We start from the raw sequence: 15,290 nt of genomic DNA, 5'->3' as shown, positions 1-15,290 counted from the left end.
ACATAAATCTAATTTTCAACAAAAATCAAGAACAGCCCCCCTATTTCTAACCATGTGTAACGTATTGTGGTAAAAAACCTCAACATGACCAACAGGAAAATCTATCATAAGGCGATCAGGCTAACTTCCTATTTTATCAGACCGGTATCAGAGTATGGTGTTTTATCAGCAAGTCCAAAGTCGTGCACCACTGGGTTTTTACCGCTATGAACGCTATATTCAGAGGAAAGGCATTTCCCCTTTTATCAATCTATGCGTACACTTTGTTAATTCTTTGCAGAAGGGAACTGTGCTGCTTTTATGTCGACATTTTATACCGTAATAAGTTGGTTACTGGTTTTTGGCTACTGGTTGCTGATCGCTGGTGTGACCTTGCGTATTCTGATGAAACGTCGGGCGGTGCCTTCTGCGATGGCCTGGCTGCTGGTGATTTATATTCTGCCACTTGTCGGTATTGTCGCTTATCTTTCGTTTGGCGAGCTCCATCTCGGCAAACGCCGAGCCGAACGCGCCAGCAAAATGTGGCCATCAACGGCAAAATGGCTACGCGAATTAAAAGAATATCGCCGTATTTTCGCAACGGAAAACAGTGAAGTCGCCAGCGCGTTATTTCAGCTGTGTGAAAGGCGACAAGGCGTTGGCGGTGTCAAAGGCAATCAGTTGCAGTTGATGACCACGTTTGATGACACCATTAAAGCGCTATTGCGTGATATTGAACTCGCACGCAGCAACATCGAAATGGTGTTCTACATCTGGCAACCCGGCGGCCTGGTTGATCAAGTCTCCTCTTCCCTTATCGCCGCGGCACGACGCGGGGTGCACTGCCGCATTCTGTTGGACTCCGCTGGCAGCGTACAATTTTTCCGTCAGCATCATCCCGAGCTGATGCGCACCGCCGGGATTGAAGTGGTTGAAGCCCTGAAAGTGAATCTATTCCGTGCGTTCCTCCGCCGCATGGATTTGCGGCAGCACCGTAAAATTATCCTGATCGACAACCGTATCGCCTATACCGGCAGCATGAATATGGTTGATCCCCGTTTCTTCAAACAAGATGCCGGCGTCGGACAATGGATCGATCTGATGGCACGTATTGAAGGCCCAGTGGCAACTACGCTGGGGATTATCTACTGCTGCGACTGGGAAATGGAGACGGGCAAGCGCCTGCTTCCGCCGCCGCCGGATGTTAACGTTATGCCGTTCGAACAGGAGAGCGGCCATACCATTCAGGTTATTGCTTCCGGCCCCGGTTACCCGGAAGAAATGATTCATCAGGCGCTGCTGACGTCCGTCTATTCGGCACGTAAGCAGTTGATCATGACAACCCCCTATTTCGTGCCCAGCGATGACCTGCTACATGCCATCTGCACCGCCGCCCAGCGCGGGGTCGATGTCAGCATTATTGTTCCACACAAGAACGACTCCGTGCTCGTCGGTTGGGCCAGTCGTGCGTTTTTCACAGAGCTGCTCGACGCAGGCGTGAAGATTTATCAATTTAAAGACGGGTTGCTGCACACTAAAAGCGTACTGGTCGATGGACAACTCAGCCTGGTTGGTACGGTGAATCTGGATATGCGCAGCCTGTGGCTGAATTTTGAAATCACACTGGTGATTGACGATGCAGGATTCGGCAGCGATTTAGCCTGCGTACAGGAAGACTATATTGCCCGTTCACGCCTGTTAAACGCCACGCAGTGGCAAAACCGTCCTTACTGGCAACGCATCGTCGAGCGGCTGTTCTACTTTTTCAGCCCCCTGCTATAAATATCCCCGTAATACTTCAAGCTGCATGTGCGTTGGCAATACTCGGCTCATTTCTGAGCCTCGCCCTGAAGGGCCGCCGTAAGCGGCGTTCAAATTGGCTAAGCCAATTTGTCCTCACTCACCCCAGTCACTTACTGATGTAAGCTCCTGGGGACTCACTGCGTCGCCGCCTTCCTGCAACTCGAATTATTTAGGGCATACTCCGTTTTCCCGTGTTCTAATAAGGCTATTGGGAATTAACAGGAATTACGTTATGGATTTGAATAATCGCCTGACCGAAGACGAAGCATTGGAACAGGCCTACGACATTTTTTTGGAACTCGCGGCTGATAACCTCGATCCGGCAGATATTCTGCTGTTCAACCTGCAATTCGAAGAGCGCGGTGGCGCAGAGTTGTTCGATCCCGCTGAAGACTGGGCCGAGCACGTTGATTTTGATCTGAACCCTGACTTTTTTGCCGAAGTCGTCATTGGGCTGGCTGAGAATGAAGGTGACGAGATCACGGATATTTTTGCTCGCGTGCTGATTTGCCGGGAGAAAGACCACAAACTTTGCCACATTTTGTGGAAAGAATAATTCTTCTTACCTAAACGCAAGGCGTCTCCCGCAGGAGACGCCTTTTTTACATCGGTAGCCGATAAAACAGATTACTGTGCTTCGGCTTCTGCCACCGGTAACAACGCCTGCGGATCGACCTTCAGACACGAAACGGCGTGCGTAAAGCTCCCTTCCAGCAATGGACGGGTTTTCGAGCACTCAGGGCCGACAATCGGGCAACGCGTGCAGAACACACAGCCCGATGGCGGATTGATTGGCGAAGGCAAATCCCCTTCCAGCAGCTGTATTTTCTTATTCCGCTCCTGATCGGGATCGGGCGTCGGCACAGCGGACATCAGCGCGCGGGTATACGGGTGCTGCGGGTTTTTATAGACCTGATCGTACGTCCCCAGTTCTACCGCATGACCCAGATACATCACCAGCACGCGATCGGAAATGTGCTTCACAACCGATAAGTCATGGGCGATAAAAATCAGCGACAAGCGCATTTCACGCTGCAACTGACGCAGCAGGTTAACCACCTGCGCCTGAATCGATACGTCCAGCGCGGAAACCGGCTCATCACAGATAATCAGCTTCGGTTCCAGAATCAGCGCGCGCGCGATGCCGATACGCTGACACTGTCCGCCAGAGAATTCATGCGGATAGCGGTTGATCAGGTTCGGCAGCAGCCCAACCTTCAGCATCATCGCTTTCACACGATCTTTTACCGTCTGTCGATCCAGTTCTGGATGATAAACCTTTAACGGCTCAGCAATAATCTCGCCGATCGTCATACGCGGGTTCAGCGATGCCAGCGGATCCTGGAATATCATCTGAATATCGCTACGCGCGGCGCGCCATTCATCGGCGCTCATGCCCAGCAGGTCTTTCCCCAGCCAGGTGACGCGTCCGTCGGTCGCTTTTACCAGACCGATAATGGCACGCGCCAGCGTAGACTTGCCGCAGCCAGACTCGCCCACCACGCCCAGCGTTTCGCCTTCATATAAACGTAACGTCACGCCATCAACGGCTTTCAGTTTTTTCGGCGGCTGCCAGAACCACTGCTTATCATCTCTGACGTCAAAGTGGACTTTCAGATCGTCCACTTCTAACAATACCTTTTTCTCGTCCGCGTTGTTCATACCACCTCCTCAATCGCTCTAAAGCAGGCGCGCAAGCGGCCATCACCAAAAGATTCCAGCGCCGGTGCGCTATGGCAGACATCCATTGAGTACGGGCAGCGTGGTTGGAACGGACAGCCTTTCGGCAAGCGTAATAAGTTAGGCGGATTACCCGGAATGGTTGCCAGCACTTCATCTTCCGCATCCAGACGCGGCACGGCGTTGAGCAGGCCAACAGAATACGGGTGGCTCGGATGATAAAAGACGTCACGTGCAGTGCCGTATTCCATGGTGCGTCCGGCGTACATCACCAGCACTTTGTCACAAATACCAGCCACCACGCCCAGGTCATGGGTGATCATGATGATAGATGTATTAAACTCACGTTTCAGCTCGTTCAGCAGCGTCATAATCTGCGCCTGAACCGTCACATCCAGCGCTGTTGTCGGTTCATCGGCAATCAGCAGTTTCGGACGACACAGCAGCGCCATCGCGATCATCACGCGCTGACGCATCCCGCCGGAAAACTCATGCGGATACATCTTCATACGCTTACGCGCTTCCGGCATTTTGACCGCATCCAGCATTTTGACCGACTCTTCAAACGCTTCGCTTTTGCTCAGGCGTTTGTGCAATATCAGCACTTCCATCAGCTGTTCGCCGACGCGCATGTACGGGTTCAACGAGGTCATCGGGTCCTGGAAGATCATACTGATTTCTTCAGCACGCAGCTTATTCAGCTGGCTTTCAGGCAAATTGAGAATCTCTTTGCCACGAAAGCGTGCAGATCCGCCAATACGGCCATTACGCGCCAGCAGTCCCATCAACGCAAACGCGGTTTGTGATTTACCAGAGCCGGATTCACCCACAATCCCCAGCGTTTCACCGGCGTTGAGCGTGAAGTTCAGGTCGTTAACCGCCGTCACATCACCATCCTGCGTTTTGAACGTTACCCGGAGATCCTGAACATGTAGCAGCGCGTCGTGCGCGCCAGTTAATTCAATCTTGCTCATGTCGATATTCCTCAGCGATCTTTCGGGTCGAGGGCATCACGCAGGCCATCGCCGATAAAGTTAAAACAAAACAGCGTGACAACCAGAAACGCCGCCGGATAGAACAGTAACCACGGCGACACTTCCATTGAGTTCGCACCATCATTCAGCAAGGCACCCCAGCTGCTTAACGGTTCCTGCGTTCCCAGCCCCAGGAAGCTCAGGAAGGATTCGAACAGGATCATGCTTGGCACCAGCAGAGAGGCATACACCACCACCACGCCCAGCACGTTAGGCACAACGTGGCGCAGCACGATACCGCGCGTGGAGACACCGGAAACCATCGCCGCTTCAATGAACTCTTTACGTTTCAGGCTCAGCGTCTGGCCGCGCACGATACGCGCCATATCCAGCCAGGACACCATGCCGATAGCCACGAAGATCAACAGCATGTTCTGCCCGAAGAACGTCACCAGCAGAATAACAAAGAACATGAACGGGAATGAGTTGAGGATTTCCAGCAGACGCATCATCACCGAATCCACTTTCCCGCCCAGATAACCCGACATCGCGCCATACAGCGTGCCGACGATCACGGCAACCAGCGCCGCTGCTACGCCAACCATCAGCGACACACGCCCACCGATAGCAACACGGACCAGCAGATCACGACCGGAGGAATCCGTACCAAAGTAGTGACCAGATGTCATATCCGGCGCGGCCGACATCATTCCCCAGTCGGTATCGGCGTAGTCAAATGCCGACAGCATCGGTGCAAAAATCACAAACACGGTAATCACCGCTAAAACAAACAGGCTGGCCAGCGCCGCACGGTTGTGGATAAAGCGCAGACGCGCATCCTGCCACAAACTACGCCCTTCAATCTCAGCCTGCTCGGTGAAGTTCTCTAACGCTTCAACGTTTTTTCGATTCCAAAACATAACGCCCCCAATTAATAGCGAATTTTCGGATCGATAACAGCGTAGAGCACGTCAATGATCGCATTAAATAAAATGGTTAAGCCGCCGACCAGAATCGTCAGACTCAGTACCAGTGAATAGTCACGGTTCAGTGCACCGTTCACAAACAGTTGCCCAATGCCGGGTAAACCAAAAATGGTTTCAACAACCATCGAGCCGGTAATAATCCCCACAAACGCCGGCCCCATGTAGGAAAGCACGGGCAGCAGCGCAGGTTTTAACGCATGGCGCAGGACGATGCGGCGCATCGGTAGCCCTTTAGCGCGCGCGGTGCGAATAAAGTTAGAGTGTAAAACCTCGATCATCGATCCCCGGGTAATACGCGCGATGCTGGCGATATAAGACAGGGACAGTGCCACCATCGGTAAAATCATGTATTTGGGTGCCCCACCGTTCCACCCACCGCCGGGTAGCCACCGCAGCGTAATGGCGAAAATCAGCACCAGTAACGGCGCGACAACAAAGCTGGGAATCACCACCCCCGTCATGGCAAACCCCATCACGGTATAGTCCCATTTCGTATTCTGATTTAGCGCGGCGATCACACCGGCACTCACACCAAAAATAACCGCCAGAACGAATGCCGCAGCCCCCAGTTTTGCAGAAACAGGGAAAGACGTCGCGACCAGATCGTTCACGGAATAGTCTTTGTATTTAAAAGAAGGGCCGAAATCACCCTGTACCAATTGCAGTAAGTAGTTACCGTACTGCGTCATGATAGGATCGTTCAGATGGTATTTGGCTTCAATATTCGCCATCACTTCCGGCGGTAAATTACGCTCACCGGTAAAAGGACTGCCGGGTGCCAATCGCATCATGAAGAACGAGATGGTGATCAGGATAAATAGTGTCGGAATCGCCTCTAAACAGCGGCGAAGAATAAATTTTAACATTGCTCGTACCTATAAAAGGCTGGCAGCACAGCTGCGTGCGCCAGCCATTATTATTAGTGCTTGATGATATAAAGATCTTTCACGTAAACATTATCCTGCGGATCTTTGCCCGTTAATCCACCAACATAAGGTTTCACCAGTCTGGTATTCGCATAGTAATAGACCGGTATGGTGACAGCGTCTTTATCCAGCTGCGATTCCGCCTGCTGGTAAACCGCAGCGCGCTCCTCATCGGTTTTCACCTGTAAGGATTTCGCCACCAGTGCATCAAACTCTTTGCTCTTATAGTGCGAGGTGTTACTGCTGCTGTCGGACAGCATGCTGTTCAGGAAGGTTGAAGGTTCGTTATAGTCCGCACACCATCCGGCACGCGCAACATCATAGGTTCCCTGATGACGGGTGCTGAGGAAGGTTTTCCATTCCTGGTTTTCCAGCTTAACGTCCACACCGATATTCTGTTTCCAGATAGAAGCCGCGGCAATCGCCATCTTCTTATGCAGGTCGGAGGTGTTGTACAGCAGGTTCAACGTCAGCGGTTTGTCGGCGGTATAGCCCGCTTCTGCCAACAATTTTTTCGCTTCTTCATTACGTTTCGCCTGTGACCAAGTGAACCACTCCGGTACTGACGCTTTCAGGCCATCGATATACGGAGGAACAAAGCCATAGGCAGGAATGTCGCCCTGATTCTTCACCTTGTTGGTCAGAATATCCTGGCTCAGACCCAGACGCAGCGCGGTACGGACTCGTACATCGTTAAACGGCGGCTTCTGGTTGTTCACTTCGTAGTAGTAGGTACACAGGTATGGGTTAACCTTCACTTCATCTGGGATTTCTTTCTTCAGCTTTTGGAAGAGTTCGATCGGCAGGTTGTTGTACGTCATGTCAATTTCACCGCTGCGGTAGCGGTTAACATCCGTCACTTCAGACGCGATCGGCAAATACGTCACTTGGTTAATCACGGTATGGGCGTTGTCCCAATATTGCGGGTTACGCTCCAGCACCATTTTTTCGTTCACAACCCAGCTTTTCAGCTTGTAAGCACCATTGCCGACCCAGTTTTGTGGCTGCGTCCATTTTTCACCGAATTTTTCAACAACGGCTTTATTGATTGGGGACATCGCAACGTAAACAGGCAGCTTATAGAAATAAGGCACCGCTTCGGACAGCGTAACCTCAAAGGTATGATCGTCGATCGCTTTTACGCCCAGCGTATCAGGGGATTTCTTGCCAGCGATGATGTCATCGATATTCAGCAGATGACCATATTGCAGGTAGCTGGCGTAAGGTGATGCCGTCTTTGGATCGGCCAGACGCTGCCAGCTATAGACGAAATCGTGTGCGGTAACCGGCTCACCGTTGGACCATTTGGCATCTTTACGCAGGTGGAATGTCCACACTTTAAAATCTTTGTTATCCCAGCTTTCCGCTACGCCGGGGCTGGTTTTGCCGTTAACGTCAGAAATAACCAACCCTTCCAGCAGATCGCGCGACACGTTGGATTCCGGCACGCCTTCGATTTTATGCGGGTCAAGAGAGGAAACTTCAGCACCGTTGTTACGAACCAATTCCTGTTTTTCTGCTAACTGAACGCCTACGGGAACGGCCGCGGCAAAGGCAGAAACCGCCATTGTGCTACTCAATGCCGCAATAATAGCGGCCGCTACTCTTTTTTTAGTTGTGATGTGTGTCATTATTTTCTCCTGTAATGTTGTCGTGTTAGTTATCCCAGCACGATTCCTGAATGAGAGCCTTGTGAGAAAACGATTAATCGATTCGACTCACGGCCCATTCCTACATAGCAGGAATGGGTAACCAGAGATTAAACACCAAATTAATCGCTGTTCGCTCACTTCATTTGCATCAAACCGTAAACAGCGGTGGATTAATGCTTAATGATATAGAGATCCTTCACCCGTATATTATCCAACGGATCCTTGCCGGTAATACCGCCGACATAAGGTTTTATCAGCCTGGCGTTCGCGTAGTAATAGACCGGTACAATCGCCGCATCTTTATCCAACTGCGATTCTGCCTGCTGATAAACTTGCGCACGCTCATCGTCCGTTTTCGCCTGAACCGCCTGCTCCATTAGCTTGTCGAACGCCGCGCTCTTATAATGCGCCGTGTTGTTGCTACTGTCTGACAGCATGCTATTCAGGAACGATGTCGGTTCGTTATAGTCCGCACACCATCCGGCACGCGCAACGTCATAATTGCCTTGATGACGCGTGCTGAGATAAGTTTTCCACTCTTGGTTTTCCAACTTCGCGTCGACGCCCAGATTCTGTTTCCAGATCGATGCCGCCGCGATCGCCATCTTTTTATGCAAATCTGATGAGTTATAGAGCAAATTAAACGTCAGCGGTTTCTCGGCGGTATAGCCCGCTTCTGCCAGCAGTTTTTTCGCTTCTTCATTACGTTTCGCCTGTGACCAGGTAAACCACTCTGGCGTATGCGCTTTCAAGCCGTCCGTAAACGGCGGAATATAACCATAGGCAGGAATATCGCCCTGATTTTTCACTTTATTGGTCAATATGTCTTGATCAAGCCCCATGCGCAGAGCCGTACGTACCCGTACATCGTTAAATGGCGGCTTCTGATTATTGATTTCGTAATAATACGTGCAGAGGTAGGGATTGATGTTAACTTCTTGTGGGATTTCTTTTTTTAGCTTCTGAAATAGCTCAATGGGCAATTTATTATTGGTGACATCAATTTCACCCGCACGGTAACGGTTAACATCCGTCACTTCAGAAGCAATCGGCAAATAGGTGACCTGATTAATCACGGTCTTGGCGTTATCCCAATATTGGGTATTACGCTCCAGCACAAGCCGCTCATTCACAACCCAGGATTTAAGACGGTAGGCGCCATTCCCTACCCAGTTTTCCGGCTGGGTCCATTTATCACCAAACTTCTCTACCGCCGCTTTATTTACCGGAGACAGGGATGAGTGATTCAGTAATTTATAAAAGTAAGGGATCGGCTCGCTTAATGTCACTTCCAGCGTATGGTCGTCGAGTGCTTTTACGCCCAACGTATCAGGAGATTTCTTGCTGGCGATAATGTCATCAATATTCAGCAGATGACCATATTGCAAATAGCTAGCATAAGGAGAAACGGTTTTCGGATCGGCCAGACGCTGCCAGCTATAAACGAAATCCTGCGCGGTAACCGATTCGCCGTTGGACCATTTGGCATCTTTACGTAAATGGAATATCCAGACTTTAAAATCGCTGCTTTCCCACCGCTCGGCCACGCCGGGAATCGGGTGTCCATCGGGATCAGAAATCACCAACCCTTCATATAGATCGCGCGCGACGTTGGATTCCGGTACACCTTCTATTTTGTGAGGATCCAGTGATGACACCTCAGCGCCATTGTTTCTCACCAGAACCTGTTCTTTCGCCAGCTCAACACCAGCAGGTACAGTAGCAGCCTGAACATTCACGCATGATGCCATCACTACTGTGGCAATCATACTGATAACAAAGCATCGTTTTGTTTTGCGAATTTTCACTTTATAAACGCCCCTGTCTTGATACAACGCCATACCGGACCCTATGCGTAAAGATCGCTGTCGCATAGAGCAGAAAAGAACGCCTATTACCCAAATAAATCATAAAATTAATTTATGGGTGAATAACGAATAACAGGCAGAAACCCGAAACTATCAAAAGCAGACACATTCGCCAATATTTTTACATTGATGTTGCTTAATTTTCTTTACTACAGCTGTATAAAAATAGTATTGCAACAGAACAACATGACAGCCAACTCAATGATAAATAAGTATTTTTTTGTTTTTATTTTTGATTTTTTTTAAATTTCAGCAATTTATAAATTTTGAACAAAAAAACATCGTAGTGAGTTTCATCATTTTCACAGCACAAAAATGATGACGCATGCTTACCTGTCCGCGTCATTATCTGATCATAATGTTATTATTTTAACAACTATATCATCCGTCTTGCATGACAATAGTCCCCGATTTCCCAGCTATAGGCTGCGCGTAAAATAACTAATCCGATTAAGATATAAGCACAGTTTATACGAGGGTCTTCCCCAATCATGGTGGGAGACTCAGAATGCCATGTTTAGCTTTCTGTGGTGAAACAGCAGGTCCAGTTTGAACCATTCCTTATTTCTGTAGCCCCGTGACTTGATCCTGAGTAACCGTATTTTGCTGTTCAGGGACCCCGCATTGCCGTTTGATACTCAGTTTTTCATCGCATTCAGGATACCGTAAAGGCGCTTTGCCATGATACGAGCGATACTGGTCATGAGCGGTATACCAGCGTTTTTGGCCATCGCGATCCATTCCTACCACAGCTTTCGGCTATGTTCGTCATAACAACGATGCCACAGATACGAAGATAACTGGCGAGACTCTCAACACCACGATCATCAGTCAGCTTCACGTCACAGCCCTGCTGGGCAGAAATAACGGTGACGTACTTATGGCCTTTTTTGAAGGCAACTTCACCGACGCAGAGGTGGCGGGCCGATAACAGTTGTTTTATCTGGGACAGTCCTCATCATGATACCGTCCACTGCATTCCAGCTCAGCTTAAGCTGTTTTCTGACGGCATCAACCGTGCTTATTTTCAGTCATGAGAGAACGAAGGCTTCAAATAGCAGCGTGTGCCGACTGCCGAGGCCAGCCCAAGGTACAGGCAGTGTCTGGCTACCGTGTTCAGGGCAAAAAATGCGGGGAACATTTGCCTCAACCAGAGTTGTGAACTGGCTCGTATCGAGGTGTCGCCATTTATGCTGCTGGTAGTCGTGAATAGTGCAGGGTTTACCACACTTAGGACAGGCCAGTTGCGCATTGTCAGCAATATCGACATATGGCATTCCTTTATTTATAATAAATAATCTAAAATTAAACATGACTAATGTAATCATCAATCATACAGGATTTCCGTAGAAGTCACAGTGAGGTCTGGATGATAACGGAGCCTTCTCCATTTCGATAAACCATACGTTTCGCACCTGACCTGATTTTATTTTAATATTTAATTTTCTTGCATGCTTCACTTCAAGCAAACTGTCTGGAGGAATTAGCCCTTCGAATTCATCAACGGGAGATATTTTTGATATTGATTTAACACCACCTGCTAACTTATACACAATGCAGTTATTCTCAACATCCCCCTGAATAGTATCACCAGAAAAAGCTCTTAAAGAGTAAGGGTTGCTGGTGAATGATAGAAATGTCTTATTGATCATTACCGTACCCACCTCCATCAACCCTTCCCTCAGCCTGTAAATAAGAGGCTCAAAAAAACACCTTCCACCTGTTCTAACGGCCCTGTAGAAATCAATCTCTGACAGCGGCATTTTATTTACTATGTTAGTCAAGATATTTTTCCGTTCCAGATAGTGAATGGGATAAGAGGAGTTATTTTCTGCCAGAAATTTATTTATATACTCCCAGGAGTCTGCAACGTAAGAATCAAGTGCTTCATTCTCTTCATTGGAAAGAAAATAATTTGATGTAACATAATCGTCAACAGACGATGATAATCGTATTCCATACTCAGGATAACCATCAAAAGAAAGAATTTTTTGCCAAAAAATCTGATGTTCGCTATTGGATGTTCCTTTCCTAATATAAAGGTCATCAAAGGATGTTTTTATCGGTATGATTTTCAACTATTTTCCTCCTCAATAAGAATTATGAACACATACTGACAGCGTCATATTGTTGAGCAGTATAAAGAAGAAAAGCGAGTAAATACTGATGAGATTACTCAGTTAGTGATTCGGGTACATGAGTGTTGCGAACACTGATGTGGTTTCAGGTATAGTTTCCAGCCACTATGGTCGGGGAAGCCCCTTATACGAACAAGCCACCGCCGAGATTTCTTCTACCAAGGCTTCACTTCAACGTCCGCAGTCCATCCTTTACCAATCCCTTTTAGGTAGAAAAGCCGCTTACCCTGTCTGATTAATGATACTCGTTATCAACACCAACCTGCTGAATGGTGTCAGCTTAAAGAAAATTCGATATTGATCACAAAAAAGGCACCTACAAATAGGTATGCTCATTCCATACCGTTGTAAACGCGTAAATCTTCTTAATTTTGATGTAATTTCAAAACAATATTTCAAAAATTTACGGTATCGGCGGTTACAGTATTTTAAAAAGCAATAATCGCGCCACAATGGCGGCTGACAAGCTCTTTGAGTCAATTAACGTGTGATAGACAGGAAAGAATAGCCCAGTAACGGAAACGTACCCCGCTCGTTTATCTATACTGTTCTATCCGGCGAACAATTGACTGAAAGAGTTTAACATTTATCAGGAGAGCATTATGGCCGTAACCAACGTTGCTGAACTTAACGCATTGGTCGAAAGAGTGAAAAAAGCACAGCAGGAATTTTCCACTTACACTCAGGAACAAGTGGACAAAATCTTCCGCGCTGCCGCACTCGCTGCATCGGATGCCCGTATCCCGCTGGCAAAAATGGCGGTTGCCGAATCTGGCATGGGGATCGTGGAAGATAAAGTCATCAAAAACCACTTCGCCTCCGAGTACATTTATAATGCCTATCAGGACGAAAAAACCTGCGGCATCCTCTCTACTGATGACACTTTCGGTACCATTACGATCGCTGAGCCTATTGGTCTGATTTGCGGTATTGTTCCCACCACTAACCCCACTTCTACCGCGATTTTTAAAGCGTTGATCAGCCTGAAGACCCGTAACGGGATTATCTTCTCTCCTCATCCGCGTGCAAAAAATGCGACCAATAAAGCTGCCGATATTGTTCTGCAAGCAGCCATTGCGGCAGGCGCACCGAAAGATATCATCGGCTGGATCGATCAGCCTTCCGTCGAGCTGTCAAACCAGCTTATGCACCACCCCGATATCAACCTGATTCTGGCTACTGGTGGCCCAGGTATGGTGAAAGCCGCATACAGCTCCGGTAAACCGGCGATCGGCGTCGGTGCCGGTAACACGCCTGTTGTCGTTGACGAAACCGCAGATATCAAGCGTGCCGTTGCGTCTATTCTGATGTCGAAAACCTTCGATAACGGTGTAATTTGTGCGTCAGAACAGTCAGTCATCGTGGTAGACAGCGTCTATGATGCTGTGCGTGAACGTTTTGCCACCCACGGCGGCTACATGCTGAAAGGCAAAGAACTGCATGCCGTACAGGGTATTCTGCTGAAAAACGGTTCACTGAACGCCGACATTGTGGGCCAGCCTGCACCGAAGATCGCAGAAATGGCGGGTATCACTGTCCCTGCAAACACCAAAGTGCTGATCGGTGAAGTGACAGCCGTCGACGAATCCGAACCGTTTGCCCATGAAAAACTGTCTCCAACGCTGGCGATGTACCGTGCGAAAGACTTCAATGACGCCGTCATTAAAGCGGAAAAACTGGTCGCAATGGGTGGCATCGGTCACACATCCTGCCTGTATACCGATCAGGACAATCAGCCAGAACGCGTGAATCATTTCGGCAATATGATGAAAACGGCGCGTATCCTGATTAACACCCCGGCTTCTCAGGGGGGGATCGGCGATCTCTACAACTTCAAACTCGCTCCGTCTCTGACGCTGGGCTGTGGCTCTTGGGGCGGAAACTCCATCTCCGAAAACGTCGGTCCGAAGCACTTGATCAACAAGAAAACGGTAGCCAAGCGAGCAGAGAATATGTTGTGGCATAAACTTCCTAAATCCATTTATTTCCGTCGTGGCTCACTGCCTATCGCCCTTGAAGAAGTCGCCTCCGATGGTGCAAAACGTGCATTTATCGTGACCGACCGCTTCCTGTTCAACAACGGCTATGTCGATCAGGTGACATCTGTACTGAAACAGCACGGACTGGAAACCGAAGTGTTCTTCGAAGTTGAAGCTGACCCGACGCTGAGCATCGTGCGTAAAGGTGCAGAACAAATGCATTCCTTCAAGCCGGATGTGATTATTGCGCTGGGCGGTGGTTCTCCAATGGATGCCGCGAAGATCATGTGGGTGATGTATGAGCATCCTACGACGCACTTCGAAGAGCTGGCACTGCGCTTTATGGATATCCGTAAACGTATCTACAAGTTCCCGAAAATGGGCGTCAAAGCCAAAATGGTGGCGATTACTACCACATCTGGTACCGGTTCCGAAGTCACACCGTTTGCCGTAGTGACTGACGATGCTACCGGACAGAAATATCCGTTGGCGGACTACGCGCTGACGCCAGATATGGCGATTGTTGATGCCAATTTGGTAATGAATATGCCGAAATCGCTGTGTGCGTTTGGCGGGCTTGATGCCGTAACCCACTCACTAGAAGCCTATGTTTCTGTGCTGGCAAACGAATATTCAGATGGACAGGCGTTACAAGCGCTGAAACTCCTGAAAGAAAACTTGCCAGACAGCTACCGTGACGGCGCGAAAAACCCAGTGGCCCGTGAGCGCGTACACAATGCCGCAACCATTGCGGGTATCGCGTTTGCCAACGCCTTCCTCGGCGTCTGTCACTCAATGGCACATAAACTGGGCTCGGAGTTCCATATTCCGCACGGCCTGGCTAACGCCCTGCTGATCTCTAACGTGATTCGCTATAACGCCAACGACAACCCAACCAAACAGACGACGTTCAGCCAGTATGACCGTCCGCAGGCTCGCCGTCGTTATGCGGAAATAGCCGACCACCTGCGTTTGACTGCTCCAAGCGATCGTACCGCGCAGAAAATCGAGAAATTGCTGAACTGGTTGGAAGAAATGAAGACTGAGCTGGGGATCCCAACGTCTATTCGTGAAGCGGGCGTACAGGAAGCCGATTTTCTGGCCAAAGTAGATAAGTTGTCAGAAGATGCGTTCGACGATCAGTGTACTGGCGCTAACCCACGCTATCCACTGATTTCCGAATTGAAACAGATTCTGCTAGATACTTACTATGGTCGTAAGTTCTCTGAAGAAGTAAAAGCGGAAACCGTTGAACCTGTCACAAAGGCCGCTAAAACGGGCAAAAAAGCCGCACATTAACGCGTC

At 49.1% G+C, this 15,290-nt stretch carries 10 protein-coding genes and 1 pseudogene; 3 read left to right on the top strand and 8 right to left on the bottom strand.

Going from position 1 to position 15,290, the window contains the following annotated elements; all coding sequences use genetic code 11:
- Positions 1–300 precede the first annotated feature (300 nt).
- Both cls and K7X24_RS14720 read left to right on the top strand, forming a co-directional pair.
- Positions 301–1,761: a cardiolipin synthase gene (cls, locus tag K7X24_RS14725; RefSeq protein WP_224555535.1), complete on the top strand. Its 1,461-nt coding sequence runs from the start codon at positions 301–303 to the stop codon at positions 1,759–1,761.
- Positions 1,762–2,014: 253 nt separating this feature from the next.
- Positions 2,015–2,338 carry an HI1450 family dsDNA-mimic protein gene (locus K7X24_RS14720; RefSeq protein ID WP_015840224.1) on the top strand — a complete coding sequence of 108 codons (324 nt, stop codon included), beginning with the start codon at positions 2,015–2,017 and terminating at the stop codon, positions 2,336–2,338.
- Between the two features lie 71 nt (positions 2,339–2,409).
- On the opposite strand, the gene oppF is transcribed toward K7X24_RS14720, so the two are convergent.
- The 8 genes and pseudogenes from oppF to K7X24_RS14680 form a co-directional block, all read right to left on the bottom strand.
- Entirely contained in the window at positions 2,410–3,444 is a 1,035-nt protein-coding gene (gene oppF / locus K7X24_RS14715) for a murein tripeptide/oligopeptide ABC transporter ATP binding protein OppF (RefSeq protein WP_103182987.1), read from the bottom strand.
- The gene (locus K7X24_RS14710; protein WP_224555533.1) at positions 3,441–4,436 is read right to left on the bottom strand and encodes an ABC transporter ATP-binding protein; all 996 of its coding nucleotides are present in this window, start codon (positions 4,434–4,436) and stop codon (positions 3,441–3,443) included. The genes oppF and K7X24_RS14710 overlap by 4 nt, the downstream gene beginning before the upstream one ends.
- A gap of 11 nt (positions 4,437–4,447) precedes the next feature.
- Positions 4,448–5,356, bottom strand: a complete 909-nt coding sequence (gene oppC, locus K7X24_RS14705; RefSeq protein ID WP_010295218.1) for an oligopeptide ABC transporter permease OppC — start codon at positions 5,354–5,356, stop codon at positions 4,448–4,450.
- 11 nt (positions 5,357–5,367) lie between these two features.
- Positions 5,368–6,288 carry an oligopeptide ABC transporter permease OppB gene (gene oppB, locus K7X24_RS14700; RefSeq protein ID WP_039489534.1) on the bottom strand — a complete coding sequence of 307 codons (921 nt, stop codon included), beginning with the start codon at positions 6,286–6,288 and terminating at the stop codon, positions 5,368–5,370.
- A gap of 53 nt (positions 6,289–6,341) precedes the next feature.
- Positions 6,342–7,979 (bottom strand): oligopeptide ABC transporter substrate-binding protein OppA, encoded by a 1,638-nt coding sequence (gene oppA, locus K7X24_RS14695; RefSeq protein WP_224555531.1) that lies wholly within the window; start codon positions 7,977–7,979, stop codon positions 6,342–6,344.
- A gap of 191 nt (positions 7,980–8,170) precedes the next feature.
- Positions 8,171–9,841 carry an oligopeptide ABC transporter substrate-binding protein OppA gene (oppA, locus tag K7X24_RS14690; protein ID WP_224555529.1) on the bottom strand — a complete coding sequence of 557 codons (1,671 nt, stop codon included), beginning with the start codon at positions 9,839–9,841 and terminating at the stop codon, positions 8,171–8,173.
- A 530-nt stretch (positions 9,842–10,371) separates the two neighbouring features.
- A pseudogene (locus tag K7X24_RS14685) lies at positions 10,372–11,136 on the bottom strand (transposase); the annotation flags it as partial.
- A 63-nt stretch (positions 11,137–11,199) separates the two neighbouring features.
- Entirely contained in the window at positions 11,200–11,946 is a 747-nt protein-coding gene (locus K7X24_RS14680; RefSeq protein WP_224555527.1) for a hypothetical protein, read from the bottom strand.
- 662 nt (positions 11,947–12,608) lie between these two features.
- Here K7X24_RS14680 and adhE point away from each other — a divergent pair.
- Positions 12,609–15,284: a bifunctional acetaldehyde-CoA/alcohol dehydrogenase gene (gene adhE / locus K7X24_RS14675; RefSeq protein WP_224555526.1), complete on the top strand. Its 2,676-nt coding sequence runs from the start codon at positions 12,609–12,611 to the stop codon at positions 15,282–15,284.
- Positions 15,285–15,290: the final 6 nt, after the last annotated feature.

Origin of the sequence: Pectobacterium versatile (assembly GCF_020166435.1) — a bacterium.
Lineage (GTDB): Bacteria > Pseudomonadota > Gammaproteobacteria > Enterobacterales > Enterobacteriaceae > Pectobacterium > Pectobacterium versatile.
The sequence above is the reverse complement of the archived record's forward strand: the minus strand, read 5'-3'. Positions and strand labels throughout refer to the sequence as shown.